This is a genomic window from Acinetobacter sp. IK31 (genome assembly GCF_035615195.1).
In the GTDB taxonomy this organism is placed as follows: domain Bacteria; phylum Pseudomonadota; class Gammaproteobacteria; order Pseudomonadales; family Moraxellaceae; genus Acinetobacter; species Acinetobacter calcoaceticus_C.
In genome coordinates this window covers 71544-95306 of record NZ_JANBOB010000001.1, presented here as the reverse complement: position 1 = coordinate 95306, position 23763 = coordinate 71544, and the positions used below count along the sequence as shown (strand labels likewise).

General features: G+C 38.3%; 22 protein-coding genes and 1 pseudogene. 20 read left to right on the top strand and 3 right to left on the bottom strand.

The window, feature by feature from the left end; genetic code table 11:
* The first annotated feature begins 222 nt into the window (after nucleotides 1–222).
* The 7 genes from MSG66_RS00460 to MSG66_RS00430 all read left to right on the top strand — a co-directional run bounded on the left by MSG66_RS00460 (nucleotide 223) and on the right by MSG66_RS00430 (nucleotide 7514).
* Nucleotides 223–3021: a type VI secretion system Vgr family protein gene (locus MSG66_RS00460; RefSeq protein ID WP_324651418.1), complete on the top strand. Its 2799-nt coding sequence runs from the start codon at nucleotides 223–225 to the stop codon at nucleotides 3019–3021.
* A complete protein-coding gene (locus tag MSG66_RS00455; protein ID WP_324651417.1) occupies nucleotides 3018–4454 on the top strand; it encodes a hypothetical protein in 1437 nt (478 codons plus the stop codon). Before MSG66_RS00460 ends, MSG66_RS00455 begins: the two co-directional genes overlap by 4 nt.
* Nucleotides 4455–5006: 552 nt before the next feature.
* Nucleotides 5007–5441, top strand: a complete 435-nt coding sequence (locus MSG66_RS00450) for a hypothetical protein (protein ID WP_202743578.1) — start codon at nucleotides 5007–5009, stop codon at nucleotides 5439–5441.
* A gap of 198 nt (nucleotides 5442–5639) precedes the next feature.
* Nucleotides 5640–5927: a hypothetical protein gene (locus MSG66_RS00445; RefSeq protein ID WP_227574870.1), complete on the top strand. Its 288-nt coding sequence runs from the start codon at nucleotides 5640–5642 to the stop codon at nucleotides 5925–5927.
* A gap of 62 nt (nucleotides 5928–5989) precedes the next feature.
* Nucleotides 5990–6406, top strand: coding sequence for a hypothetical protein (locus tag MSG66_RS00440; RefSeq protein WP_324651415.1), 417 nt, complete (start codon nucleotides 5990–5992; stop codon nucleotides 6404–6406).
* 265 nt (nucleotides 6407–6671) lie between these two features.
* Entirely contained in the window at nucleotides 6672–7028 is a 357-nt protein-coding gene (locus MSG66_RS00435) for a hypothetical protein (protein WP_324651413.1), read from the top strand.
* Nucleotides 7029–7055: 27 nt separating this feature from the next.
* Entirely contained in the window at nucleotides 7056–7514 is a 459-nt protein-coding gene (locus MSG66_RS00430; RefSeq protein WP_324651411.1) for a hypothetical protein, read from the top strand.
* 86 nt (nucleotides 7515–7600) lie between these two features.
* Here MSG66_RS00430 and MSG66_RS00425 read toward each other — a convergent pair whose 3' ends face one another.
* The gene (locus MSG66_RS00425) at nucleotides 7601–8302 is read right to left on the bottom strand and encodes an SDR family NAD(P)-dependent oxidoreductase (RefSeq protein WP_133975960.1); all 702 of its coding nucleotides are present in this window, start codon (nucleotides 8300–8302) and stop codon (nucleotides 7601–7603) included.
* A gap of 251 nt (nucleotides 8303–8553) precedes the next feature.
* Here MSG66_RS00425 and MSG66_RS00420 point away from each other — a divergent pair, with 251 nt between their 5' ends.
* The 7 genes and pseudogenes from MSG66_RS00420 to MSG66_RS00390 all read left to right on the top strand — a co-directional run bounded on the left by MSG66_RS00420 (nucleotide 8554) and on the right by MSG66_RS00390 (nucleotide 13544).
* A complete protein-coding gene (locus MSG66_RS00420; RefSeq protein WP_324651407.1) occupies nucleotides 8554–9138 on the top strand; it encodes a TetR/AcrR family transcriptional regulator in 585 nt (194 codons plus the stop codon).
* 198 nt (nucleotides 9139–9336) lie between these two features.
* Nucleotides 9337–10536, top strand: coding sequence for an MFS transporter (locus MSG66_RS00415; protein ID WP_324651405.1), 1200 nt, complete (start codon nucleotides 9337–9339; stop codon nucleotides 10534–10536).
* 487 nt (nucleotides 10537–11023) lie between these two features.
* Entirely contained in the window at nucleotides 11024–11527 is a 504-nt protein-coding gene (locus MSG66_RS00410; protein ID WP_324651403.1) for a DUF2867 domain-containing protein, read from the top strand.
* Nucleotide 11528: 1 nt separating this feature from the next.
* A pseudogene (locus MSG66_RS00405) lies at nucleotides 11529–11855 on the top strand (DUF1003 domain-containing protein); the annotation flags it as partial.
* A gap of 106 nt (nucleotides 11856–11961) precedes the next feature.
* Complete coding sequence (locus tag MSG66_RS00400) at nucleotides 11962–12627, top strand: RluA family pseudouridine synthase (protein ID WP_324651400.1); 666 nt, start codon at nucleotides 11962–11964, stop codon at nucleotides 12625–12627.
* Between the two features lie 127 nt (nucleotides 12628–12754).
* On the top strand, nucleotides 12755–13138 hold the full coding sequence (locus tag MSG66_RS00395) for a ribonuclease E inhibitor RraB (protein ID WP_003655664.1): 384 nt from the start codon (nucleotides 12755–12757) through the stop codon (nucleotides 13136–13138).
* A gap of 28 nt (nucleotides 13139–13166) precedes the next feature.
* The gene (locus MSG66_RS00390; protein WP_262473667.1) at nucleotides 13167–13544 is read left to right on the top strand and encodes an ester cyclase; all 378 of its coding nucleotides are present in this window, start codon (nucleotides 13167–13169) and stop codon (nucleotides 13542–13544) included.
* A gap of 45 nt (nucleotides 13545–13589) precedes the next feature.
* Here MSG66_RS00390 and MSG66_RS00385 read toward each other — a convergent pair whose 3' ends face one another.
* The gene (locus MSG66_RS00385; RefSeq protein ID WP_324651397.1) at nucleotides 13590–15680 is read right to left on the bottom strand and encodes a TonB-dependent siderophore receptor; all 2091 of its coding nucleotides are present in this window, start codon (nucleotides 15678–15680) and stop codon (nucleotides 13590–13592) included.
* A gap of 74 nt (nucleotides 15681–15754) precedes the next feature.
* On the opposite strand from MSG66_RS00385, the gene MSG66_RS00380 reads away from it, so the two are divergent.
* Complete coding sequence (locus MSG66_RS00380; RefSeq protein ID WP_324651395.1) at nucleotides 15755–16900, top strand: DUF1624 domain-containing protein; 1146 nt, start codon at nucleotides 15755–15757, stop codon at nucleotides 16898–16900.
* Between the two features lie 41 nt (nucleotides 16901–16941).
* Here MSG66_RS00380 and MSG66_RS00375 read toward each other — a convergent pair whose 3' ends face one another.
* Complete coding sequence (locus MSG66_RS00375; RefSeq protein ID WP_003655656.1) at nucleotides 16942–17409, bottom strand: Lrp/AsnC ligand binding domain-containing protein; 468 nt, start codon at nucleotides 17407–17409, stop codon at nucleotides 16942–16944.
* Between the two features lie 136 nt (nucleotides 17410–17545).
* Here MSG66_RS00375 and MSG66_RS00370 point away from each other — a divergent pair, with 136 nt between their 5' ends.
* From MSG66_RS00370 to MSG66_RS00350, 5 genes are all read left to right on the top strand, one after another.
* On the top strand, nucleotides 17546–18811 hold the full coding sequence (locus MSG66_RS00370; RefSeq protein ID WP_127494532.1) for a D-amino acid dehydrogenase: 1266 nt from the start codon (nucleotides 17546–17548) through the stop codon (nucleotides 18809–18811).
* Between the two features lie 20 nt (nucleotides 18812–18831).
* On the top strand, nucleotides 18832–19935 hold the full coding sequence (gene alr / locus MSG66_RS00365) for an alanine racemase (RefSeq protein WP_324651390.1): 1104 nt from the start codon (nucleotides 18832–18834) through the stop codon (nucleotides 19933–19935).
* A gap of 10 nt (nucleotides 19936–19945) precedes the next feature.
* Nucleotides 19946–20305, top strand: a complete 360-nt coding sequence (locus tag MSG66_RS00360) for a RidA family protein (protein ID WP_000071347.1) — start codon at nucleotides 19946–19948, stop codon at nucleotides 20303–20305.
* Nucleotides 20306–20465: 160 nt separating this feature from the next.
* Nucleotides 20466–21905, top strand: a complete 1440-nt coding sequence (locus MSG66_RS00355) for an amino acid permease (RefSeq protein WP_324651388.1) — start codon at nucleotides 20466–20468, stop codon at nucleotides 21903–21905.
* Between the two features lie 370 nt (nucleotides 21906–22275).
* The gene (locus MSG66_RS00350; protein WP_324651386.1) at nucleotides 22276–23709 is read left to right on the top strand and encodes an amino acid permease; all 1434 of its coding nucleotides are present in this window, start codon (nucleotides 22276–22278) and stop codon (nucleotides 23707–23709) included.
* The last annotated feature ends 54 nt before the right edge of the window (nucleotides 23710–23763 follow it).

Here is a 23763-nt window from a genome sequence, read left to right as displayed (position 1 = left end):
TTTAATATCTATTTGAATTCAAAAGAAAAATATTAAATATATCTGGGTGGTTTATAGCGCTTTAAAATGATCTGACTTTACGGTTTAAATACCTATTTAATAAGAAGTTAACCTAAAACAGCATATTTAGACCAGTTACATTTTGAAAATGAGTATAGATAGACAGGTTAGTCTTTTTTTAATTAAAATGCGGCCTAAATATAAGTTTGATTGATAATAAAAATGCAGATGAGTGTGTCGAGTATATTGGAGCGTTTAGGCCTTGTTTCACAAAATCGTGCTGTTCATATCCAATTCTCAAATCAGTCTTTAAATCAGCAAGTCTTCTTGCAACGTGTTGATGGCGAACATACGCTCAATCAGGGCAGCGTTGCTGAATTACTGTGTCTGTCGACAAACGCACATATTGCATTAAAACAATTTATTGGCTGTCAGGTTGCTGTCGATCAAGTCACGGACACAGGCCAGTTTTTTAGAACGACAGGCATTATTACTGAAGCGAGCCAAGGGCAAAGCGACGGCTCACTCACTATTTATAACCTCACCTTAAAAGATCCAACTGCACTCTGGCATAAACGCCGTAATAGCCGCGTGTTTATGAATAAAAGTGTGCGGGATATTAGCGAAATTCTGTTTAAAGAATGGCAGGAGAAAAGCCCGTTATTTGCATCAAGCTTAACGCTCGACACGGCAGGCTTAACTAAAGACTACGATGTGCGTCCATTTGTGATGCAGTCAAACGAAAGCGATTATGACTTTTTAACCCGTTTGTGGCGCAGTGAAGGCATTAACTGGCTGGTTGATGAATCGCAGCTTTTAGTCGCTGATCCAAGTGCTTCTATTCAGCCACAAGTACTGCGTTTAATTGACGATAACCAAAATTATCAGGCCCTTGAACGCCGTAGCCTACGCTACCAACGCAGCAGTGCCACAGAACAGTTCGATACGATTACTCAAGTTAAAGCAGAGCGCCGCTTACAGCCGACTTCTGTTCATGTGCAACGTTGGCAAGCCGACGCCTTACAACAAGAAGAAGGTAGCGGTAGCGTACAAGGCACCCAGCAGCACAGCGAACACTATGACAATGCGAGCTTGAACCTTGAAGATGCATGGCATGTTAGCCCCGCGTGGATGCAGGACCTAAAAGGCGAAGACCAAGCCACCGCTTCAGGCAATAACCAGATCGAAAAGCTTAACCAACACATTAATGCTTACCATCACCTTAGCTCTAAACAGTTTACCGTTTCAGGAAACGTTCGTGATGCACAGGTGGGTTACTGGTTTGAGCTGAATGACCACCCTGAGCTTGATCAACATGACAATTCGGACAAAGAATTTTTAATTTTAAGCAAGCACTACTATAACCAGAATAATTTACCGAAAGAATTACAACAGCAACTCGAGCGCCTATTACCAAAAGACAAGCTCAAAGCTGCCCAACTCGACACGCAAAATCCTGAGCAGCGCCACTTTGCTGAGCTGAATGTCGTTCGACGTAACATTAAAACTGTTCCTGAATATCACCCGCTCGAGCATCGCCCCGCGGCTTACCCGCAGCGCGCTAGAGTGGTGGGACTGGAAGGCGAAAGCATCCATGTCGATCAATGGGGACGCATTAAAGTCCGTTTCCTGTTTACCCGAACTGACGACCATAGCCATGACGGTGGAGCAGGAAGTAACGACAATGACACCGACTCAGCTTGGGTCGATGTACTCACCCCGTGGGCAGGTGCAGGTTATGGGGCGCGCTTCTTGCCACGTGTCGGCGAGATCGTAGTGATCGACTTCTTTGACGGCAATGTTGACCGTCCGTTTGTGGTGGGTCGAATTCACGAAGCTGAACGTAACCCAACCCAATTCGACCAGAAAGGCCAACTACCCGACACAAAAAAACTGAGCGGCATTCGCTCCGAAGAAGTTGATGGTAAAGGTTTTAACCAGCTACGTTTTGATGACACCACAGGCCAGATCAGTGCCCAGCTCCAAAGTAGCCATGCGGCAAGCCAACTAAACTTGGGTAACTTAAGCCATCCAAAAGACAAGGCGGAAAGTGAAGGTCGTGGTGAAGGTTTCGAACTCAGAACTGACCAGTGTGGCGCAGTAAGAGCGGGTAGCGGCTTACTCGTTAGCACCCATAAACAGGATCAAGCTCAAGGCGTACACCTTGATGCAGCTGAGGCTAAACAGCAAATCGAAGGTGGCCTTAACAATGCCAAGGCACTCAGTGAAGTTGCTAAAAATCAGCAAACTGACCCGCTAGAAAATTTAGAAAACCTAAAGTCGTTTATTGAAAAACTTGAGCAGCAAGACAACGCAAAAGCCAAAACCTTTAAAGAGGCGATTATGCTGCTAGCGAGCCCAAATAGCATCGCGCTAAGCAGTAATGAAGACATTCACCTAAGTGCAGATGGGCAGTTAAACCAAACTGCCGGAGACAGTATTAACCTGTCTACCCAAAAGAACTTGATTGCACATGCCCAAAATAAAATCAGCCTTTTTGCCGCGCAAGAAGGGGCAAGACTATATGCAGGTAAAGGTAAAGTCGAGATACAGGCTCAGGGTGATGGCGCAGATTTAATTGCCCGTAAAGCTGTTCAGATTATTTCAGCAGAAGACAAAATTGAAGCGACCGCAGCCAAAGAAATTGTGCTCACCGCAGGTGGGTCTCAAGTCAAAATTACTAGTTCAGGCATTTTTATGACTACAGGCGGTAAGTTTGAGGTGAAGGCTGGGCAGCATTTGTTTATGGGAGGCGGGAGTGTAAATAGTTCATTACCGCAATTACCTGAAGCTGATAATCCTTTTGTGCTTCAGTATTTAGTCAAGAATAAAGAAAATCAGGTAATGACTGGAAAGCCTTATATCTTTTTGGATGATGAGGGAAATATTCATAGAGGGACAACAGATAAAGATGGATTTATGAAGCTAAAAACGACATCAACTTCACAGAACATTACGACAAGAGTCATGGTGAATGAAATTGAACAAGCAGAGGAAGAAGAGGCTGGGTCAGAGGAATGAGTGCGTATTTCAGTCGTTTAAAGCTTAATGTCCAAGCTCCATTAAAGTTAAAAGATTTAACTTATAAATTTGTTGTTACGACCAATAGTACTAAAAAGAAAATAGTTTTTGATGGTCGATTTAATGATGAAGGGTTAACAAGCTGGACTCAGATAAATAATTTAAATACCACTTTAATTTATGAAATTTATCTACGTGGAGAACTTTTGCAGAAAGTTTCTGTAAAGGCATATTCAGAGAAAAAAAAGCATAGCGTTTATACGCTTAAAACAACCACTGAAATTACAAAGAAAGTTAAAGAAAATATTAAAGAAATTTATTTGGACGATGGTAATGTCGGTTGGTATTTAGTTCGCCAAAAGGAGACTATGCTTGATTGGTCTAAGAGAGTATTTAAAAAACCATTAGTTGGATCAGATTGGGATATTATTAGAGCGAATAATCCTCACATAACAAATATAGCTCCAATAAAAATCCTTATACCAGGGCAAGTAATAATTTTATGCAATAATATTACTGCAAAAGATTTGGAAAGTTATAAATCTAAGGCAAAGAAAGTCGAGAAAAAGTTATCTTTATTTCTTAAAGACTCACAATTTGATCCTTTATATTTTGCTAATACTTATGATCAGTTACAAGCAATTAAAATGAATAGTGATATAGTTGGTTTAACGAAAGAACCAATTGAAGCTGATTTTTCTGAGCTTTTCATCAAAAATATGAAGTCTGATCCATTTATCTTTGGCTCTAAAGAAAGTATTGATAGTGGAGTGAACTTAATAGGTGAAGCGAATAAAGAAGCTGCAGAAAGTTATGCTACTTTACTAAGACATATGGATAATGAAAAAACTTTAAAAAGTAAGATATCCACTAGAAGAAATTTTGCTAGTTTTGAAAGGCAATATGCAGCTGATATTGCAAGAATGAAACAAGCTGCAAATTTAAGATTTTTTTCTTGGAATCATGGGATTGATTTAAAAAATAATAGGGATGCTATTCGAAGAACAGTGTTTGTAAGAGCAAAGAACTTTAGTAGTATTGATAATTATATTAATAATATGGATGAAACATCTAAAGTTAGCAAAACATTGAAATGGGGGGGGCGGTTGGTCTTTGCTTGGGATATTTATGGGAGTGTAGATTCTGTTAGAAAAGTATATAAGACGGGTGACCCAGATGCGACAAGGAAAGAAATCCTCAAGCAAACAGGGAAAATAAATGGCGGATTGGTCGGAGCACGTATAGGTGCTACGGCAGGAGCTTATCTCGGCGGATTAGTTATTGGTGTAGCAACTGCTGCAGGTTTAACTGTTGGAATACCTGTTCTTGCTGTTGTCGGGGTTATTGCTGTGGGTGCAACATTAACTGGTGGATATTTCGGTGGTGTTACAGGGCAGGCAGTTGTAGAGTATGGGTATGAAAGGTTAAAATGAATATAAAGGATATTGTAGTTATTCTATTGCTTGTAAGTGTGATGTTATGGGCTATATTTCATCAATTAGCATCGAGATATATTAATAAATCAAGTAGTTTAAAAAGACTAGTTTATGGGTCAGATATTTATAAAAATAAATCTTTAGATGTTGCTAATATAGAATCTATTATAGTTGGTATTACTTTGGTTAATATTATTAGTTATTTTTCAGGAAAAAGATTCCCCAATTTTTTCACGAAAAGAAAATTTTTAATGTTTAATGGTCTCACTTATGAAAATTGTATATTGGTTATAAAGGATCATAAAAAATTATGGTTTTATATTAAATTATCTTCATTTTTTATGATTTTTATAGTTGTTTTCTCTATATTTTTTTGGCTCAATTAATAATTTTATATGAATTTTTGTGTTTGTAAATAAAGTTTAGAAAGATTTATTAGTATTTTTATTGTGTTAAAGATTGTTAGTGGGTGTGCATCATTGATTGTTTTTAGGGACCTACTGGAGTTGAAGGGATTCATGATGTCGTTTATTGTTGGAGTACATAAATATGGATATCATATTCTATTTGTATGGAGAGAGATTGGATTTATTTTTAGCTGGATTAGGCATTATTTTCGTTGCTTTAGGTTTGGTTTTAATAGTTGTATCTTACATATATGTAAGTGTTAATTTGAAAGGAATATGTGAAATTTTTTTTAAAGATGAGAAAAAATACACGATACCACTTGAACCCTTTAATTTCTTTTTTATGAGTATGTTGCCCACTACTTTTTGGAGGGAGATATTGAATATTAAGTATAATAAGTCATTTAAGAATTTGTATAGTAAGGAGTTTTATTATCCCATTGATAAAAGTCAATTGATTGAATTGTTGAATAAATATCCTTTATTTTTTAAAATTCAATACATGATTTTTTGTTCAGGTGGTTTTGCTTTATTTTTTATAATATTTTCTTTTATTTTTGATAAATATTTTATGTAAGATAGCGAAATATATTGGTGCCATTTTGTGCGACTGTTACGTTTTTTGCTTAGATAAATTGTAATGAACATTTTTTTTATTTTGTTTGAGAAATTTCCATATTTTTTGTTATTCTTATTTTTTTTGTCTATTTATTTTTTTATTTATATTGTTTTATACATTTATGTTAATTTTAATATAAAAGGAATTTCTTATATTATGTTTAACGATGAAGAACGATATAGTGCTCCGTTGGAACCTTTTAACTTCTTTTTTATTAGTATGTTGCCAACTGTTTTTTGGAGAGAGGTACTAAATATAAAATTCAATAAGCCTTTTAAAAAACTGTATGGAAAGGAGTTTTATTATGAAATTGATAGTGATCAGTTAAAAAATATTTTAGATAAATATCCTAAATTTTTTAAAATACAATATATGGCAATTTTGTCAATTTTAATAGGTATGTTTTTTTTATTTTTAGATTTTATTTCAACTAAATATTTTTAATTTGCTTAAATCATAGCGGTTAGAGTGAAGATTTTTGATACTAGATATGGAATGTAACTTTTATGGAACTTGTAGTTGTTTTATTTAATACTATTCCATTAATAGTGATGAGTTTTCTTTTTTCTTTTTTGTTTTGTTATTTGATGTTGTATGTATATATAAATATTAATTTTAGAGGGGTTTTAGAAATTATTTTTCCAGAGGATAGAGAATATAAACGGCCATTGGAGCCTTTTAGGTTTTTCTTTATAAGTATATTGCCAACGACATTCTGGAGAGAAATTCTGAATATTAAATATGATAAGAACTTTAATAATTTGTATAGGAAAGAATTCTACTATCCTATTGATGAAGTGAAATTAGTTGGATTACTTGAAAAATATCCTTATTTTTTTAAAATACAATATTTAGCTTGTTTGTTTGGAATATTCTGGTTGATTTTTCTGGGCTTGGCATATGTTGCTGATAAATTTTTTTAAGTTAAGTATTTGGTAATTGGATGCCTAAAGAAAGGACCAGAACTACCGTTGTACGAACCTCTAAAATTATTGGTGGATTAGATGAGGGTGTTATCGCAAGCTTCATTTTTCTAGATCTGCTACAGGTAGGATTTTATGGATGTCTTAGATGTCAGCGGGTATTGGTGCACTCGTTCGTTGGGAAGTATAACTAGGTAGTTGCGTGGGCTATAATGATGAGGTTGATCAGCAGATGAAGAAGAGATTTTAAGTGCCTTGCTTAAAGATGAACTTTAAAAAGGTAATAATATTTTTTTTAATGACAAGCTTTTTAGGGTGTAGTAGAGATTACAATATTGAATCGCATGAGCTTCCAGTAGCCTACGTTGGAAAGCCATATAGTCAATTTATTAAAATTACAGGAGGGAAAGTTTCTGAACAACATTTTGAATTAACTTTTAATATTCCAGAAAATCAGGGAGTTAAAATTGCTCCAGTAGATGATATAGATGGATACGATCATATAAAAATAGAGGGTATTCCTAAATATAAAGGAAAATACGAAATCATAATTAATGCATACTTTTATGGGCGAGGCGATGACAAGCTAACTAAAACCTATAAATTTATAGTTAAAGAATAAAAGATATTTTTAATAAGAAGTGTGGATATGAAAAAGAACTTATTAATTATCATACTAATTTTACTTTTCATCGTTCAGTCTTTATTAAACTATTACTTCTCGAAACTTACAAAAACACCAGAAATTCATGTTCTAGAGAAACCTTTACGAATAGCATCTAATTTCGATAATTATTCAGAATATACAATCCTTCCAGCAGGAACAGTTCTATATGATGATAGTGACTCTTTGAACAGAAGGGTTATGGTTTACTTTAATTTGCAAGGTGTGGATTTTAAGTTTGAAGAGCAAGATCCTGAAATATCTAAACAACCAAGTGAAGTACGTTCTATTAGAAGTACAGAGCTAAGTGATATTTTAAAAACTATTCCTTTAACTAAGAAAGATATTTATTTAATTATTAAATATGATGACAGTATAAATGATTCTGTACGCTCTATTTTATTTAAAAAATACAAAATTGATCCTTCAGAATATGAGAAATAATTAAATAATTCTGCGGTATATTCGTATAAATTTAAAAATTTGAAGAAGCGTAATTTATTACGCTTCTTCAGTCATAAGAAATAATTTTAAGCAGCTTGGATTGCTTCCCCACAAAGAGAAACAGTTTCTTGTTTACGTTGGTGTAAGTACCAGAACTGCTCTGCAATGGTTTCGGGATGTACTGTGTAGGTCTTATCTTGTGCGCCAGATGTCCCATCAACAAAACCATTCACAATCACTTGGCTCACGTAAACATTTGAGTCAGCTAGACTATGAGCAAGTAAGTTGGTGGTTTTATATTGGGCGGCAGCAGTAATGGCTAATGATGAATATTCTTTAGCAACTAAATCTATTCCCACTGCATCGAACGCGAAAATTCCATTTGTCGATAAAATGCTGCCATGATTCTTTTCTAAATCACCTAGGCAAGCCTGTACCGTAGCAATATAGCTCGAAACGCGAATATGAAAGCTTTTGGTGAGTTCCAGTGGAGGGGTTTCTAATATGTTGCCTTCAATATCATGGAAAGCATTCCAATGAATATTTTTAATCTCTCCTAATTGATCTTTAATGCATTTAATAAGATTTGGTATGTTTTCAAGAACAGCTAAATCACATGTAAAAGCGTAAGCTTCAATACCATGTGTTTTAAGTTCTAAAATGGCCTTTTCGAGTTTTTCGGCATTTCGTGCCACTAACCCGATTTTATAGCCTTCTTTACCAAATTTATGTGCTACGGCTTTGGAAATACCTGTTCCATAACCAAAGATTATAATATTGTTGTTCATTATAAAGTTCCAAAAACCAATTATTTGGTTAGAAATAGTTTATAATATGTTTTTATAATGTATTCAAGCGAAAAAGTTATCTATAAAAAATAATACTGAAAGAGCAAAACAAAAAATCTTAAAAGCAGTAATGAGTAAGTTTGGTTTGAATGATCCAGATGGGACAACGATTGATAAAATAACTTTTAATTTGACTTATTTATCTTCATATCATAAATTAATTGGAACGATCGTTCCTGTTAAGGCTGCTTATGAGAACAAAGGAATTTGAAATTGATGAAATTGCTGATGCAGCCATGCATGTTTTTTGGCATCATGGATATGCAGCGACTTCAGTTCAAGACTTAGTTGAAGGTACAGGATTATCTAGAAGTAGTCTTTACAGTACCTTTCAAAGTAAGCAAGGGCTTTATCAAAAAGCATTACAACGCTATGAACTTTTAACTACACTTAATAATGTAAAGTTGTTGTCTGGTTCAGGCTCACCGAAAGAACTGATTCGGCAATTACTTGTTAATGTAGTTGAAGATGAGCTAAATGATGCAGAACACAAAGGCTGTCTGGTCGCAAATGCTTGTTTAGAGTTGTCTGGCCATGATGAAGATGTCGCTCAATTTGTTGTAAGTAATCTACAGAAACTACAGCATGCTTTAGAGAATTTATTAATTAAAGCTCAACAATCTGGTGAAATTGCTTCTACCCAAAACCCACGTGCATTAGCAAGTTTCTTTCTAAATACCATGCAAGGTTTACGTGTTTTAGGCAAAGGCAGCCCGCTTGAACAAAGAAAGCAATGCTTAATGGATGTGGTCGAGGTTGCTTTAAACGTTTTATAAAACTCATTTAAACCTTAACTATTGTTGAGCTGAATAGTTAAGGTTTTTATTTAATTTAAATCGGAATGATCATTCCAAAATACTAAATTTTAGTACACATGGAGAACAAATGTCTTCCTATCCTAACGTTGTAAAACAAGCGTATAGCTATGCAGAGCATGGTAAGTTCGCTGCAGAAGAATTTGAGAGTAAACCCTTATGAATATTAAGAGTGATGAAACATCTCATCAGTTAAGTGAAGAGTTCTCTGCTCAATTACCGATTTGGAAACTGTTGGCTTTTACAGTTGCAGGTTTTCTAACTATTATGACAGAAACTATGCCAGCAGGGCTTTTGCCTCAAATCAGTCAAGGACTAAATATTTCAGAGGCATACGCAGGGCAGCTTATTGCAGTGTATGCCTTAGGTTCGGTTTTAGCGGCAATACCTCTCATTAGTCTTACCCGTAGTTGGAATCGGAGACCCTTGTTACTCAGTGCTATTGCAGGTTTACTTTTATTTAATGCGATTACTGCCTTATCAAATGATTATATTTTGACTTTGATTGCTCGTTTCATTGCAGGTATGGCGGCGGGCGTTATATGGGGGCTTTTAGCGGGTTATGTAAGGCGCATGGTCTCAGCATCGTATCAAGGTCGAGCTTTAGCAATTGCTGGGGTTGGGCAGCCAATTGCTTTGTCTATTGGTGTTCCTTTGGGTGCGTGGTTGGGAACGCTGTTTGAGTGGCGTGGCGTATTCTGGATAATGTCTTTACTGGCATTGATTTTATTTGTCTGGATTCGTTTTAGTATTCCTGATTTTGCTGGACAATCAGCACAAAAAAGGTTGCCCATTTTAAAAGTTCTTTTAATGCCCGGCATTAGAGCTGTTTTAGCAGTAGTATTCCTTTGGATATTAGCCCATAGCATTCTTTATACTTATATTTCGCCTTTCTTAGCTTCAACAGGGCAGGCATACAAAGTCGAGACGATACTTTTTGTATTTGGTATTTCTTCAATTGTAGGCATCTTGATTACAGGTATGTTTATCGATCGATCATTAAGAAAAATAACGCTTTTAAGCTTATTTGTATTTGCTATCGCAACAATACTGTTAGGTGCTTACAGCTCTTCGAGTTTTGTAGTTATAACTGGCGTTGTGCTGTGGGGAGTAACTTTTGGCGGCGCTCCAACATTATTACAGACTGCTTTAGCAAATACTGCGGGTCATGAAGCAGATGTCGCACAGTCGATGTTAGTCACTATGTTTAACCTTGCTATCGCATTCGGTGGAATGGTTGGCGGTGGGCTACTTGAAAGTTTTGGTGCAGCTTCTTTTCCATGGATTATGCTGGTTTTTGCTCTCATCGCGTTATGCACCGTTTACAACGCTCGTAAGCATGGTTTTATCTCTTCATAAAAGATTTTTGCCCTTCATGACTGAAGAAGTGAAGGGTGATTTAATTTTTATATTTTGATGCAATGTTGCTAAAAATGGTTAATGGCTTGGTAAAATAAACCGTAAAAATCAAATAAAGTGGAATTTAAATTTAACTAAATATATTGAAATGGGAATAAATTCTTTTTAATTTACTTAATGGCGTAAAAATTTCCAAAAATAATGAAAATTAGCTGTTCTTAGAAAAACAATCCCGCAGGGTGCTGGCTAAACTATATCTCAAGGGTGTGATAGGGATCGAAAAGAGTAGCATGCACCAAAACGTATAACGTTAGTGTGTACTCACCCAAAAGGTCTCGATTCGGCTTAGGACGCTATAAATCAAAAGTTTATAGGCACAAGGTTATAACTTACAAAGTTATGATTGTTGAGGTAAACCATAGATGTTTTCCCTTGACACCCTAAAAAATTCGCTATAATAAAAAAATACTTTATAAGAACATAATTTATGAATAAGCCTTATCTTTCCGCTTTACCAAGTGATAGCCAAATCTCTTCTCAATTGAACAATGCTTATTTTCATGATTCTTGGAGCATTGTGCTTGGTCAACCCGACCTTAATGTATTTCAACAGCTCATTAAATTGTTCCATCACACTCCGCAGTGGATAGAGTGGAGCATGAATGTGCGTAATAAAATTACGTCCAAGATTGGACTTAAAGATTTAGGAAGTTTTAAACAAATTGATCCCCATAAATTAGAAAGTGAATATGTAGCAGGGGATCGAATTGGAATTTTTACCTTGTTACAGCGTACTGAAAATGAGTTAGTGATTGGAGATGATGATAAACATTTAAATGTGACTTTATCTATTTATAAAAATGAAGAGACTCAAGTACTGACCGTGACCACAGTAGTGCATATTAAAAATTTACTTGGGCGGCTGTACATGTTGCCTGTGATTCCTGCCCACCGAAAAATAGTACCAGCCACTTTACAGATATTGGGTTAGAGCACTATTTTTAGTGGCTTGGATCATTTTAAATGCCGTAGTGATGGTGGTGCATCCTGTTGATCCTTATCCATTTATTTTGCTTAATTTGGTATTGTCCTGTTTAGCTGCAATTCAGGCACCTGTCATTATGATGAGTCAAAATCGGCAAGAAGCGAAAGATCGTTTGCGCTCTCAACATGACTATCAAATTAATCTAAAAGCCGAGCTCAAGATTCGCCATTTACATGAAAAAATGGATCATCTTTTATCGCATCAATGGGAAAGGCTTGCACATATTCAAGAAATTCAGCTCGATCTTTTATCTGAAATGAATAAAAAACGGTAAAGTTTTTTGAGTTTCACGTGGAACATGGGGAGTTATAGAATATTTTGCGGTAAATCGGAAATTTCTTTATGATCTGCCGCCATGCTCCATTGCTGTTTCTACGACCATGCCTTTAAACGACAACTTTGTTTATGCTCCACCACAAGACCCTCTTTCAATTTTATTTGAAGATGACGATTTGGTCGTGGTTGATAAGCCAGCGGGCCTATTGTCGGTTATGGGTCGTTTGCCTGAGCATCATGACAGTGCCTATTTACGAGTGCTGGAAAAGTTCCCTTTAGCCAAAGTGACTCATCGTCTAGATATGGCGACTTCGGGTTTGCTTATGTTTGCTAAACATCGTGATGCAGAAGTTGCGGTAAGTAAAATGTTTCAGGCGAGAACAGTCAAAAAGCACTATATTGCCTTGGTACAAGGGCGAGTAAATCAAGAGGGGAGCGTCGAGGTTCCTCTCATTACCGATTGGGAAAATCGCCCAAGACAAATCGTGCATTTTGAATTAGGTAAACATGCTAAAACCTTATTTCAACCTCTCGTCTATGATGTCCAAACAGATCAAAGTCGAGTATTGCTTGAACCAGTAACAGGGCGTTCACATCAGCTACGTGTACACATGATGCATATTGGACATCCGATTATGGGTGATAAGTTATATCACCCCGAACCTAAACGTTTTCACTTAAATCGGATGGCGTTACATGCCGCATATTTGGCTTTCCAGCATCCCTTAAATGGAACGGATGTGGTGATTGAATCGAAGGTGCCTTTTTAAAATTTATATAATTAAAAAATTAATTTGATGCAATTGGGAACGGAATATATACCCAAACTGCAATAAAAGTCGGGTATTCTTAATGCCGAATAATATTAATACGGCAACAACAACAAGGGATCATATTATGACTCGTGATTACGAACAATTTCCAGACGACGATAACGGTAATGTACTTTGGCAAATGGCTGAAGATGGGGATGATTTAACCGATCTACATGAAATTGAATTTTCTATCGCCTTTCAAGATCAGAAAAATGCAGAGCAATGTGCGCTCTATTTACTGTACCAAGAACAAAAAGTTTCACTCTTTCAAGATGATTCTGTTGAACCAAATGAATGGGTGATTACGGTCTTTGTCAATATGGAACCAGAGTATTCAGATATTGTTGACTTGGAACAATGGTTTACCAGCATCGCTGAAAAGTTTCAGGGCGAATATGATGGGTGGGGCTGCATGGCCTATGTCTTCGATGAGGATGAAGATGAAGAAGATGACCTGTTACAGTAAGGTCTAAAATAATGGGTAGGAGATAATCATGAACTTATCTCAAAAACAAATTGCCGTACGGTTTTTAGAGCTTGCCGCTGCTGGCGAAGTCGATGAAGCCTATAGCAATTACACCGCGTCTAACTTCAAGCATCACAACCCTTATTATGCGGGCGATGTAACTTCTTTGAAGGAAGGAATGCGTGAAAGTGCAATTGAAACGCCAAACAAAGTCTTTGATGTTCAACATGTCATTGAAGATGGTGATTTGGTCGCTGTGCATTCTAAACTCGAAATGCAAATGAACGGGTTAACAACCTTGGCAGTGGTTCATATTTGTCGTTTCGAAAATGGAAAAATTGCTGAGTTTTGGGATATTGGACAAATACAACCCGACCCGCTCATCAATGAAAATGGTATGTTTTAATGAAAAGCCCGAAAATGATTCGGGCTTTTTTATTTTATAGATGAATTAAAATTTCCACTGTGCCGAAATTGAAGCGTTCAGTGGTTCATCTGGTTGAACCCATAAATCGCTATAGCTTGAGACATAGTAAGTTTTATCAAATAGATTATTCACATTGAGCTGATAGCGTAAGCGGTCAGACGGGGCGTAGTAGCCATTTAAATTCACCAGCGTATAACTTGGTAAGTTAAATCCATTATCAATGTTATGACCACTGCGCTCACCGACATAGGTGAGGTTAGCACCTACACCTGCCTTTTTCGTGCCTTCTTGCAGAAACTCATAATTGGTGCTGATTGAACCTTGGTGTTTTGGAACATTGCTCAGACGAGCACCTTTCGCTAGGTCTTGGTCTTTTTCAATTTGAGCATCGGTATAACTATAGTTGGCATTGATGAGCCATCGGTCATTGATCTGGCTATTTAAGTCAAATTCAATCCCTTTACTGCTGACTTCACCGGCGGCTGTTTGGAATGCATTGTCGATTGGATCTGTCGTCAGCACATTTTGTTTTTTCATTTTAAACAGAGCAAGGCTGAGTACACTTTGGTCGTTAATCTTATATTTTGTACCAACCTCATAGCTTTCACCTTTTTCAGGGGCAAAGGTTTGACCATTTCGGTTCATACCACTATTCATCGCAAATGAGCGACCATAGTTCGTATAAAAAGCCCATTGGTCAGAAGCTTTAAAATTTACTCCGAAACGTGGACTATTTTGATGAAGGGTCTGGTTGCTTTCGGTCTGAGTCAGGTGATTTTTAAAGTCTTGTTCGACCTGATCAAAACGGTTGCCGAATAGCACACTCCACTGATCATTAAAAAAGATCTGGTCTTGTACATTAAGGGCAAAGTAACGTTGCTGTTCTTTGGTGTTGGTGAACGGTGCTAAATCTGGTAAATATTTTCCATATTCAGGTTGGTAAATATCAATTGTGTTTGGCATGCCTGAGCTGTGATTACGACGAAGCTGGTTTTGCTTATAGTCGAGTTGACCAAGTTCAGTTGAAAGTAAAATTTCATGTCGAGCCCATGAAGTATCAAGCTTACCAAGCAATTCTGTCTGAGCCAGCACATCTTCACTTTGATAATCACGATAGCGGCGTTGGCGCTCTAAAGTACGGCCGTTAGCTTGTATGCGTCGTGGTTCGGTCGAAAAGCCGACCATTTGAGCATCTTTATAACTGACCGCACTATTCAGTTTCCAGTCAGGGTTAAATTCATGACTAAGACGCAACTGGTAAAAGTAATCTTTTACTTTCATATCGCCATCGTCAGGCTCGCCTGTAAAGGTTTTCGGGCCCATCACAAACTGGTGATTAACCGTGCTTACCCCACGGTCAAAGGTTCCTTTGTGCTGAGTAAATTCACTATCGAAGTCGAGTTGAGTCTGGTCTGAAATTTTCCATGTGAGCTGCGGCGAAAAGAACCAGCGTTCACTGCTAACATGATCACGGAAGCTTTGATTATCTTCATGAGCAACTGCTAAACGATAGGCCAATTCATCGTTAATCGGCGAGGTATGTTCCAGACTCATTCGATATTGTTCTTGGCTATTGGCGCGTAAGTTAATTTCACTTTCGCTTTCCCACTGTGGTTTTTTACTATTTAGATTGAGCAAACCACCTGTTTCTCCACGTCCGTAGAGGGCAGCCATTGGTCCTTTTAAAAATTCTAAAGAGTCAATATTTACGATGTCTTTGGGAGCATTAACACCTCGGTTTACACTCAAACCGTTTCGAATCATGGTAGCCCCTAAATTTGGATCACCACTAAAACCTCGGAAAGAGTAATTATCCCAAAAACCACCACCATAGTTGTTTTGATGAAAAACCCCACTGACTAAGGTTAATGCATCATCAATGCGCTGAACGTCTTGTTGTTCCATCACCTGCTTAGAAACAAAAGCACGATTAAAAGGAACATCCAAAACATCGTGGGAAAATTTAGTCGCTGAACTATTTTGACTTACATCTTCTTGGGTGGTTTCAGCCTGAACGCGTATGGTTGCCAGTACCGTTGACGTTTCTTCTCCCCAACTGAGTGTCGATATAAACGATAGACCTAAGGAAGACAACAAACCTAATTTGTGTTGCATAAATGAGCAGCCATGAAAGACAAAAGGAATTAAATGTAATAGTATAACGTTACATTATTTTATTGATTATCGCTATGGCTTTAGAAAAAAATATTGAGCGTTTACAGTCGATTGATGCCTTACGTGGTTTGGTCATCTTGATTATGTTGCTTGACCATGTAAGAGAAACTTTCTATTTGCATAAGCAGGTCATAGATCCAATGGATGTAACAGTGACTGAACCTGCCTTATTTGGTAGTCGGTTATTGGCACATATTTGTGCCCCGGTTTTTGTTCTTTTAACAGGTATTTCGGCTTTTTTATTTCATTCAAAAAAACAGGATTTACAGCAAACCCGTGCATTTTTATTGAAGCGTGGTCTATTTTTAATTGTGTTAGAGCTGACATTGGTGAACTTTGCTTGGACAGCTACTTTTTCACCGGATGTTATTTATTTGCAGGTGATATGGGCGATTGGTATTAGCATGGTGGTGTTGGCTGGTTGTGTGAGTTTACCGTTGCCTGTTCTTACTGGCGCAGCTTTAGTGATTATTTTTGGGCATAATTTATTAGATTCAGTGCATTTTACAAATGGTTTTTTACAGAATGTATGGTTCGTTTTACACGAGCGTGGCTGGATTGAGTTTGCAGGTATAAAGCTCAGAACAAGCTATCCTGTTTTGCCTTGGATTGGTGTTATTTTGCTGGGTTATGTTTTAGGCCAATTCTTTAGTTCAAAATATACTGCAAAGCAAAGAACCCACTATTTATTGAGTATTGGTCTGGCAAGTATAGGTCTATTTGTTTTACTGCGTTTTATCAATATCTATGGTGACCAGCCGTGGCAACATTTTGAGTCATTACAACTGACGTTAATGAGCTTTTTTAACCTCACCAAGTATCCACCGTCTTTGCTGTTTATTTTGCTAAATGTTGGAATTGGTTTAATTGTGCTGATTGCTTTTGAGCGTATGCAGCAATATTCATTTTTAAAACCATTGGTGGTGTTTGGCTCTGTGCCTATGTTCTTTTATTTACTGCATTTATATGTGTTGAAACTGATGTATGTATTTGCAATAAGTGTATGGGGAGCCAACCATGGCAATTATTTGTCGGTCAACCATGTGTGGATGCTGTGGTTAATCACGATTGTGTTGTCTTTTGCGCTTTATCCTGCTGTTAAATGGTTCTCGAAATTCAAACATCAAAATAAACAGATTTCGATTTTAAAATATTTCTAATGTTCAAAATGTGGGTAAAGCGAGTTTAGTAGCGCCTCGCTTTACTTACTCACATCTAGATATAGAGTTTCTTTAACTTCTTCCATGACCACATAACTATGTGAAGATGCCGAAGCGGGGAGTTTCTTTAACAGATCTCCTAACAAGCGGCGGTAGGCACTCATTTCTTTTAAGCGAGCTTTTACAAGGTAGTCAAACTCACCTGAAATGAGGTGACATTCGAGTACTTCCGGAATCTCGACCAAGTCTCTGGCAACTTGATCAAATACATCGCCTGATTTGGCCGATAGTTTAATTTCTAAAAAAACGAGCAGATTACGGTCTACATAAGCTGGGTTTAGTCGTGCGAAGTAACCCATGATAATGCCATCGCGTTCAAGTCGTTTGACGCGCTCTGAACAGGGGGTAGTCGACAGGTTGACTCTCGATGCCAATTCACTAATCGCAATTCGTCCTTCACGCTGCAAAATATCCAGAATCATGCGATCTATACGATCTAAGGGGCGCATAGATATTTCCTCTTTTTTTTAAATTCTCACGAGAAATACATATATTTACCTAGATTATAGCCCGAAAAACAGTGAAATAAACTATTTAAGCAGAAATATACTAGTTAAATAAACTGGTGTGCGTGAGGGAATAGAAATGCGCGTAATTGTATTAGGTAGCGGCGTTATCGGAGTGGCAAGTGCCTATTATCTAGCTCAACAAGGGGCTGAGGTCACTGTTCTTGATCGTCAGTCAGGTCCTGCTGAAGAAACAAGTTTTGGTAATGCAGGTCAAATTTCGCCAGGGTATTCAACCCCTTGGGCAGCACCAGGAATTCCTTTTAAAGCTGTGAAGTGGATGTTTCAACACCACGCACCGCTTGCTATTAATTTAGATGGCAGCATGTGGCAGTTACAGTGGATGGCGCAGATGCTTAAAAACTGTAATCCACAAAGTTATGCTGTGAACAAAGAACGTATGATGCGTGTGGCTGAATACAGCCGTGACTGCTTACGTGAACTCAGAAAAGATACAGGCATTAATTACGAAAACCGTGCAAAAGGCACTTTGCAGTTATTCCGCAAAGAAGCACAAATGGAAGCGGTTCAACGCGACATTAGCGTGCTGCAAGAGTGTGGCGTAAGTTACGAATTATTAAATGGCAATGAGCTTGGTCGTGTAGAACCAGCTTTAGCAAATACCCAAGATAAACTTGTTGGCGGTTTGCATTTACCGAATGATGAGACAGGCGACTGTTATTTATTTACCAATGCTCTAGCCCAAATTGCCAAAGAATTGGGTGTTAATTTTCAGTTTAATCAGAACGTAGAAAAATTGATTGTTGAAGGCGATGAAATTAAGGGCGTTCAGGTCAATGGTAAAGTCTTAACCGCAGATCGTTATGTTTTAGCGTTTGGTAGTTATTCACGTGATTTCTTGAAACCACTCGATCTACAGTTGCCTGTATATCCTGTGAAAGGTTACTCGTTGACGATTCCAATTATTGACCCTGCTTTTGCTCCACAATCGACTGTGCTTGATGAAACTTACAAAATTGCGATTACCCGTTTTGACCAACGTATTCGCGTAGGCGGAATGGCAGAGTTAAGTGGCTTCAATTTAGGTTTAAATGAAGACCGCCGTGCAACCTTGCAAATGGTGACTCAGGACTTGTTCCCGGGTGGTGATATGGCACAGGCTTCTTTCTGGACTGGTTTACGTCCAATGACGCCTGACAGTACCCCAATTATTGGTGCGACCCGCTTTAAAAATCTGTTCTTGAATACAGGCCACGGTACTTTAGGTTGGACGATGGCGTGTGGTTCAGGAAAATTAATCAGCGACATCGTATTGAATCATAAGACTGAAATCAGTACAGATGGTCTTTCAATTCAGCGCTATTCTCATGCGCATGCGGCATAACGGACGTTAGGAAATTAATCATGCCTCGTCCTATTACCGCAGTCATCCACCGTCAAGCCTTACAAAATAACTTGGCGGTGGTACGCAAGGCTATGCCAAACAGTAAAGTTTTTGCTGTTGTAAAAGCCAATGCTTATGGACATGGAATTGAACTTGTTTATGAGGCATTTAAAGCAGCAGATGGCTTTGCCTTACTTGATCTTGATGAAGCAAAACGAATTCGCGCTCTAGGTTGGACAGGTCCAATCTTGTTGCTTGAAGGGATTTTTTCTCCTCAAGATTTATTTGATTGTGTGCAGTATCAACTCAGTTTCACCATTCACAGTGAAGCGCAAATTGAGTGGGTTCAAAAGCATCCTTATCCAGCTCAATTTGATATTTGCCTAAAAATGAACAGTGGTATGAACCGTCTTGGTTTTAAACCACAACACTATGTTCAGGTATGGGAACGTTTAAATAATTTAGCAAACGTCTCCAAGATTACGCACATGATGCATTTTTCAGATGCAGATGGCGATCGTTTCGGTCAGCAAGGTATTGATTATCAAATTACTGCCTTTGAAGACATTATTAAAGATTTACCGGGTGAAAGATCGGTAAGTAATAGTGCGGCAATTCTGCGCTATCAAGACCAGCTCAAATCAGATTATGCACGTAGCGGCATCATGCTCTATGGCAGCTCGCCAGACTACCCGACGCATAGTATTGCCGATTGGGGCTTACAACCCACCATGAGTTTACGCAGTGAAATTATTTCCGTTCAGCATTTAGATGCGAATGAAAGCGTAGGTTATGGCTCAAATTTTGTCGCAGAGCAACCAATGACGATTGGGATTGTGGCTTGCGGCTATGCCGATGGTTATCAGCGTATTTCACCAACAGGTACGCCTGTTTTAGTGGACTCTGTCCGCACTCGTACAGTCGGCCGCGTCAGCATGGATATGTTAGCAGTCGATTTAACGGGTATTGAAAATGCCAAAGTCGGCAGTGAAGTGGTGCTTTGGGGCCAATCAAGTACAGGCGTTATTTTGCCTATTGATGATGTCGCAGTTTCATCCGGTACGGTGGGTTACGAGCTGATGTGTGCAGTTACTGCCCGTGTTCAATTTATTAATCAGGTATAAGGAAATCCGAATGTCTAATTCAGATATACAAAAGATTAACACTAACGAAGTCATGAGCGCCGTGACTGTTTTTAATAAAGTGGTTTATCTGTCAGGTCAGGTACCTAAAAATACCGAACAAGACGTGGCAGGCCAAACTCGTGAAATTCTTGCAACGATTGATGAACTTTTGGCATTAGCCAATACCGATAAATCTCGCTTGCTCTCTGCTCAGCTTTATTTAAAAAATCTTTCTGACTTTTCAACTGTAAATGCGATTTGGGTTGACTGGTTAAAAGGGTGTGTGGCTCCATCGCGTGCCACAATTCAGGCCGATTTGGTTAATCCAGACTGGCTCATTGAAATTGCCGTGACGGCAGCGCAAAAGTAATTCGGTTTACTCCAAAAATGATGATGTATCTAACAGAAGGAAGATAGATACGGTTTATCCAGTTATTTTTGGTGAACAGATTCAGTGACCTATGGCATACGGTTCGATTTTCGCCATAGGTTGCTGATCTTAACAAAGGAATTCAAAAAGGAATTTTAATATGACAACGGCTCGTCATTCAGATACAGAAAATTCTCCTGATCATCTGCAACGAAAACTGTCTAACCGTCATTTACAACTGATTGCAATTGGCGGTGCGATTGGAACCGGCCTATTTATGGGCTCGGGCAAAACTATCTCCCTCGCAGGTCCTTCAATCCTTTTGATCTATATGATCATTGGAGGAATGTTCTTTTTCTTAATGCGCGCAATGGGCGAGTTGCTCCTTGCAAATCTGCACTACAAATCTTTTGTTGATATGGCTCATGACCTGATTGGTCCTTGGGCTGGTTATTATTTGGGCTGGACCTATTGGTTAGGTTGGGTACTGGTCGGTATTGCTGATTTGTCTGCGGTCATTAACTATTTAGGTTTCTGGCTGCCCAATGGAGCGAGCTTCTCTCCAACTCAACAAGCCATGATTAGTGCTGGCTGTGTATTGTTTGTGATGGGTCTTAACCTACTGACAGTACGTTTGTTTGGTGAAATCGAATTCTGGTTTGCACTCATTAAGATCTTGGCCATTATTGGTTTGATTGGTGTGGGTGGCTACATGATTTTCAGCCATTTCCAAGCTCCGCAAGGTGCTGTTGCAAGCATGAGTAATGTTTGGTCGCATGGCGGTTTATTCCCGAAAGGTACGGAAGGCTTCTTGGCTGGTTTCCAGATAGCCGTGTTTGCTTTTGTCGGAGTTGAACTTGTAGGTACAACGGCTGCTGAAACGAAAGATCCAGAGAAGAATTTACCAAAAGCAATTAACGCGATTCCGATACGTATTATTTTGTTCTATGTATTAGCGCTCTTTATTGTGATGTCGGTAACACCGTGGGATCACATTCGTGCTGACAAAAGTCCGTTTGTTGAGTTGTTCTTAAATGCGGGTATTCCAGTTTCAGCCATTATCATGAACTTGGTGGTGCTATCTTCGGTGATGTCTTCAATGAACAGCGGTGTGTTTTCAACCAGCCGTATGCTGTTTGGTTTATCAAAAGATGGTCAGGCACCGGGTGCATTTGGTCGTTTGTCAAAACGCGCCGTACCTTCAAATGGTTTGATTTTCTCTTGTATTTTCATTATGGGCGGAGCGGTACTTCAGTACTTTGTTCCAAACACCATGGAAGCATTTACGCTGGCAAGTTCACTCTGTGTGATTCTATTCATTAGTGTCTGGAGTCTCATCATGGTGTGCTATTTACGCTATCGTAAATTACGTCCTGAATTACATGAAAAATCAACTTTTAAAATGCCAGGTGGCATTTGGATGAGCTATTTGGTTCTAGCATTTATGCTTTTCACTTTAGTGATTTTGGCACTCGAGCCAGATACTTTGAAAGCACTCTATGTCAGTCCTGTGTGGTTAGTCATTTTAGGCGTCACCTATCATGTGCTCTATAAACCACGCTTGAAAAAGCTAGGACGCGAACTCGTCAACGATCATTAAGTTTTATTAAAAAGCCAATCTATCATGATTGGCTTTTTTCATTTTTTTTAGATTTTTTATCGGAATAATATTGTTTATTTTTGAGCCAATGGTGCGATTTTGAGGGTATTGGGAAAGTACATATAGCATTATCGCATGCTACACTCCGGCTAATCTGGAGAATCCAGAGCAATTAATTAAAATTGCCGTGAAGGCAGTACATAAATAATGTGACTTAAAAAAACAGGACAAACGATATATCAATTAAGGAAAAATATACTTGAACATCCTGTCCTGATGTATAGACTCAGCAACCCACGATATACGGTTCGTTTTTCTCCCTATAGGTTGCTGATTTAAGTTAAGCAAAATATAAAAAGGACTTCTAAATATGACAATGGTTCATCATTCAGATGAGGCAAGCTCCCCTGATCATTTACAACGGAAATTAAATAATCGCCATCTACAAATGATTGCAATTGGCGGTGCAATTGGAACCGGCTTATTCATGGGCTCGGGCAAAACCATCTCCCTCGCAGGTCCTTCAATTCTCGTAATTTACATGTTAATTGGTGGCATGTTCTTTTTTCTGATGCGTGCATTGGGTGAACTACTACTTGCTAACTTACATTACAAATCATTTGTCGATATGGCATATGACTTAATCGGCCCATGGGCTGGCTACTATATAGGCTGGACCTATTGGTTAGGTTGGGTGTTAGTGGGTATAGCCGATCTTTCTGCCGTCATTAACTATTTAAGTTTCTGGCTGCCCGAAGGCGCCAGTTTCTCACCAATGCAACAGGCCATGATTAGTGCAGGCTGTGTACTATTCATTTTAGGGCTTAACCTTCTTACGGTGAAGTTGTTTGGTGAAGTTGAATTCTGGTTCGCACTCATTAAGATTTTGGCGATTATTGGCCTGATTGGTGTGGGTGGCTACATGATCTTTACTCATTTTCAAGCTCCACATGGAGAGGTTGTGAGTGTAAGTAATGTGTGGTCGCATGGCGGCTTATTCCCGAAAGGGGTAAGTGGGTTTCTGGCAGGCTTCCAGATTGCCGTATTTGCCTTTATTGGTGTTGAGCTGATTGGTACAACAGCTGCTGAAACCAAAGATCCAGAGAAAAACCTACCAAAAGCAATTAATGCGATTCCAATTCGTATTATTCTATTTTATGTCTTGGCACTTTTTGTCGTGATGTCAGTGACGCCATGGGATCACATTCGCGCAGATAAAAGCCCGTTTGTTGAGTTATTCTTAAATGCAGGTATTCCAGTTTCTGCCATCATCATGAACTTGGTGGTGTTGTCTTCAGTCATGTCTTCTATGAACAGCGGTGTGTTTTCAACCAGCCGTATGCTGTTCGGTTTATCGAAAGATGGTCAGGCGCCAAGTGCATTGGGGCGTTTATCAAAACGTGCCGTACCTTCAAATGGTTTAATCTTCTCATGTATTTTCATTATGGGCGGAGCGGTACTTCAGTACTTCGTGCCTAACACGATGGAAGCATTTACTTTGGCAAGTTCACTCTGTGTGATTCTGTTTATTAGCGTATGGCTTCTGATCATGGCGTGCTATTTGCGTTACCGTAAGTTGAGTCCAGAGTTACATACCAAATCGACCTTTAAAATGCCGGGCGGGGTGTTGATGGCGTATGTCGTCATTGCATTTTTCTTGTTCACTTTAGTGATTTTGGCACTCGAGCCAGATACTTTAAAAGCATTATATGTTAGTCCATTATGGCTAGTTGTTTTAGGCGTTAGCTATCATGTGTTTTATAAACCGCGCATGAAAAAACTAGGCCAAGAAACTTTTGATTAATTATTAATAATTTCAAAAAAGCCAATCTACTATGATTGGCTTTTTTATTCAGAT

Coding starts and splice junctions, on each gene's coding strand:
- MSG66_RS00385 (WP_324651397.1), bottom strand. CDS start 15,680: ATGCAACACAAATTAGGTTTGTTGTCTTCCTTAGGTCTATCGTTTATA.
- alr (WP_324651390.1), top strand. CDS start 18,832: ATGCCTCGTCCTATTACCGCAGTCATCCACCGTCAAGCCTTACAAAAT.
- MSG66_RS00425 (WP_133975960.1), bottom strand. CDS start 8,302: ATGAACAACAATATTATAATCTTTGGTTATGGAACAGGTATTTCCAAA.
- MSG66_RS00435 (WP_324651413.1), top strand. CDS start 6,672: ATGAACTTTAAAAAGGTAATAATATTTTTTTTAATGACAAGCTTTTTA.
- MSG66_RS00360 (WP_000071347.1), top strand. CDS start 19,946: ATGTCTAATTCAGATATACAAAAGATTAACACTAACGAAGTCATGAGC.
- MSG66_RS00395 (WP_003655664.1), top strand. CDS start 12,755: ATGACTCGTGATTACGAACAATTTCCAGACGACGATAACGGTAATGTA.
- MSG66_RS00375 (WP_003655656.1), bottom strand. CDS start 17,409: ATGCGCCCCTTAGATCGTATAGATCGCATGATTCTGGATATTTTGCAG.
- MSG66_RS00450 (WP_202743578.1), top strand. CDS start 5,007: ATGGATATCATATTCTATTTGTATGGAGAGAGATTGGATTTATTTTTA.
- MSG66_RS00370 (WP_127494532.1), top strand. CDS start 17,546: ATGCGCGTAATTGTATTAGGTAGCGGCGTTATCGGAGTGGCAAGTGCC.
- MSG66_RS00400 (WP_324651400.1), top strand. CDS start 11,962: ATGCCTTTAAACGACAACTTTGTTTATGCTCCACCACAAGACCCTCTT.
- MSG66_RS00455 (WP_324651417.1), top strand. CDS start 3,018: ATGAGTGCGTATTTCAGTCGTTTAAAGCTTAATGTCCAAGCTCCATTA.
- MSG66_RS00380 (WP_324651395.1), top strand. CDS start 15,755: ATGGCTTTAGAAAAAAATATTGAGCGTTTACAGTCGATTGATGCCTTA.
- MSG66_RS00460 (WP_324651418.1), top strand. CDS start 223: ATGCAGATGAGTGTGTCGAGTATATTGGAGCGTTTAGGCCTTGTTTCA.
- MSG66_RS00440 (WP_324651415.1), top strand. CDS start 5,990: ATGGAACTTGTAGTTGTTTTATTTAATACTATTCCATTAATAGTGATG.
- MSG66_RS00430 (WP_324651411.1), top strand. CDS start 7,056: ATGAAAAAGAACTTATTAATTATCATACTAATTTTACTTTTCATCGTT.
- MSG66_RS00415 (WP_324651405.1), top strand. CDS start 9,337: ATGAATATTAAGAGTGATGAAACATCTCATCAGTTAAGTGAAGAGTTC.
- MSG66_RS00445 (WP_227574870.1), top strand. CDS start 5,640: ATGTTTAACGATGAAGAACGATATAGTGCTCCGTTGGAACCTTTTAAC.
- MSG66_RS00350 (WP_324651386.1), top strand. CDS start 22,276: ATGACAATGGTTCATCATTCAGATGAGGCAAGCTCCCCTGATCATTTA.
- MSG66_RS00410 (WP_324651403.1), top strand. CDS start 11,024: ATGAATAAGCCTTATCTTTCCGCTTTACCAAGTGATAGCCAAATCTCT.
- MSG66_RS00390 (WP_262473667.1), top strand. CDS start 13,167: ATGAACTTATCTCAAAAACAAATTGCCGTACGGTTTTTAGAGCTTGCC.
- MSG66_RS00355 (WP_324651388.1), top strand. CDS start 20,466: ATGACAACGGCTCGTCATTCAGATACAGAAAATTCTCCTGATCATCTG.
- MSG66_RS00420 (WP_324651407.1), top strand. CDS start 8,554: ATGAGAACAAAGGAATTTGAAATTGATGAAATTGCTGATGCAGCCATG.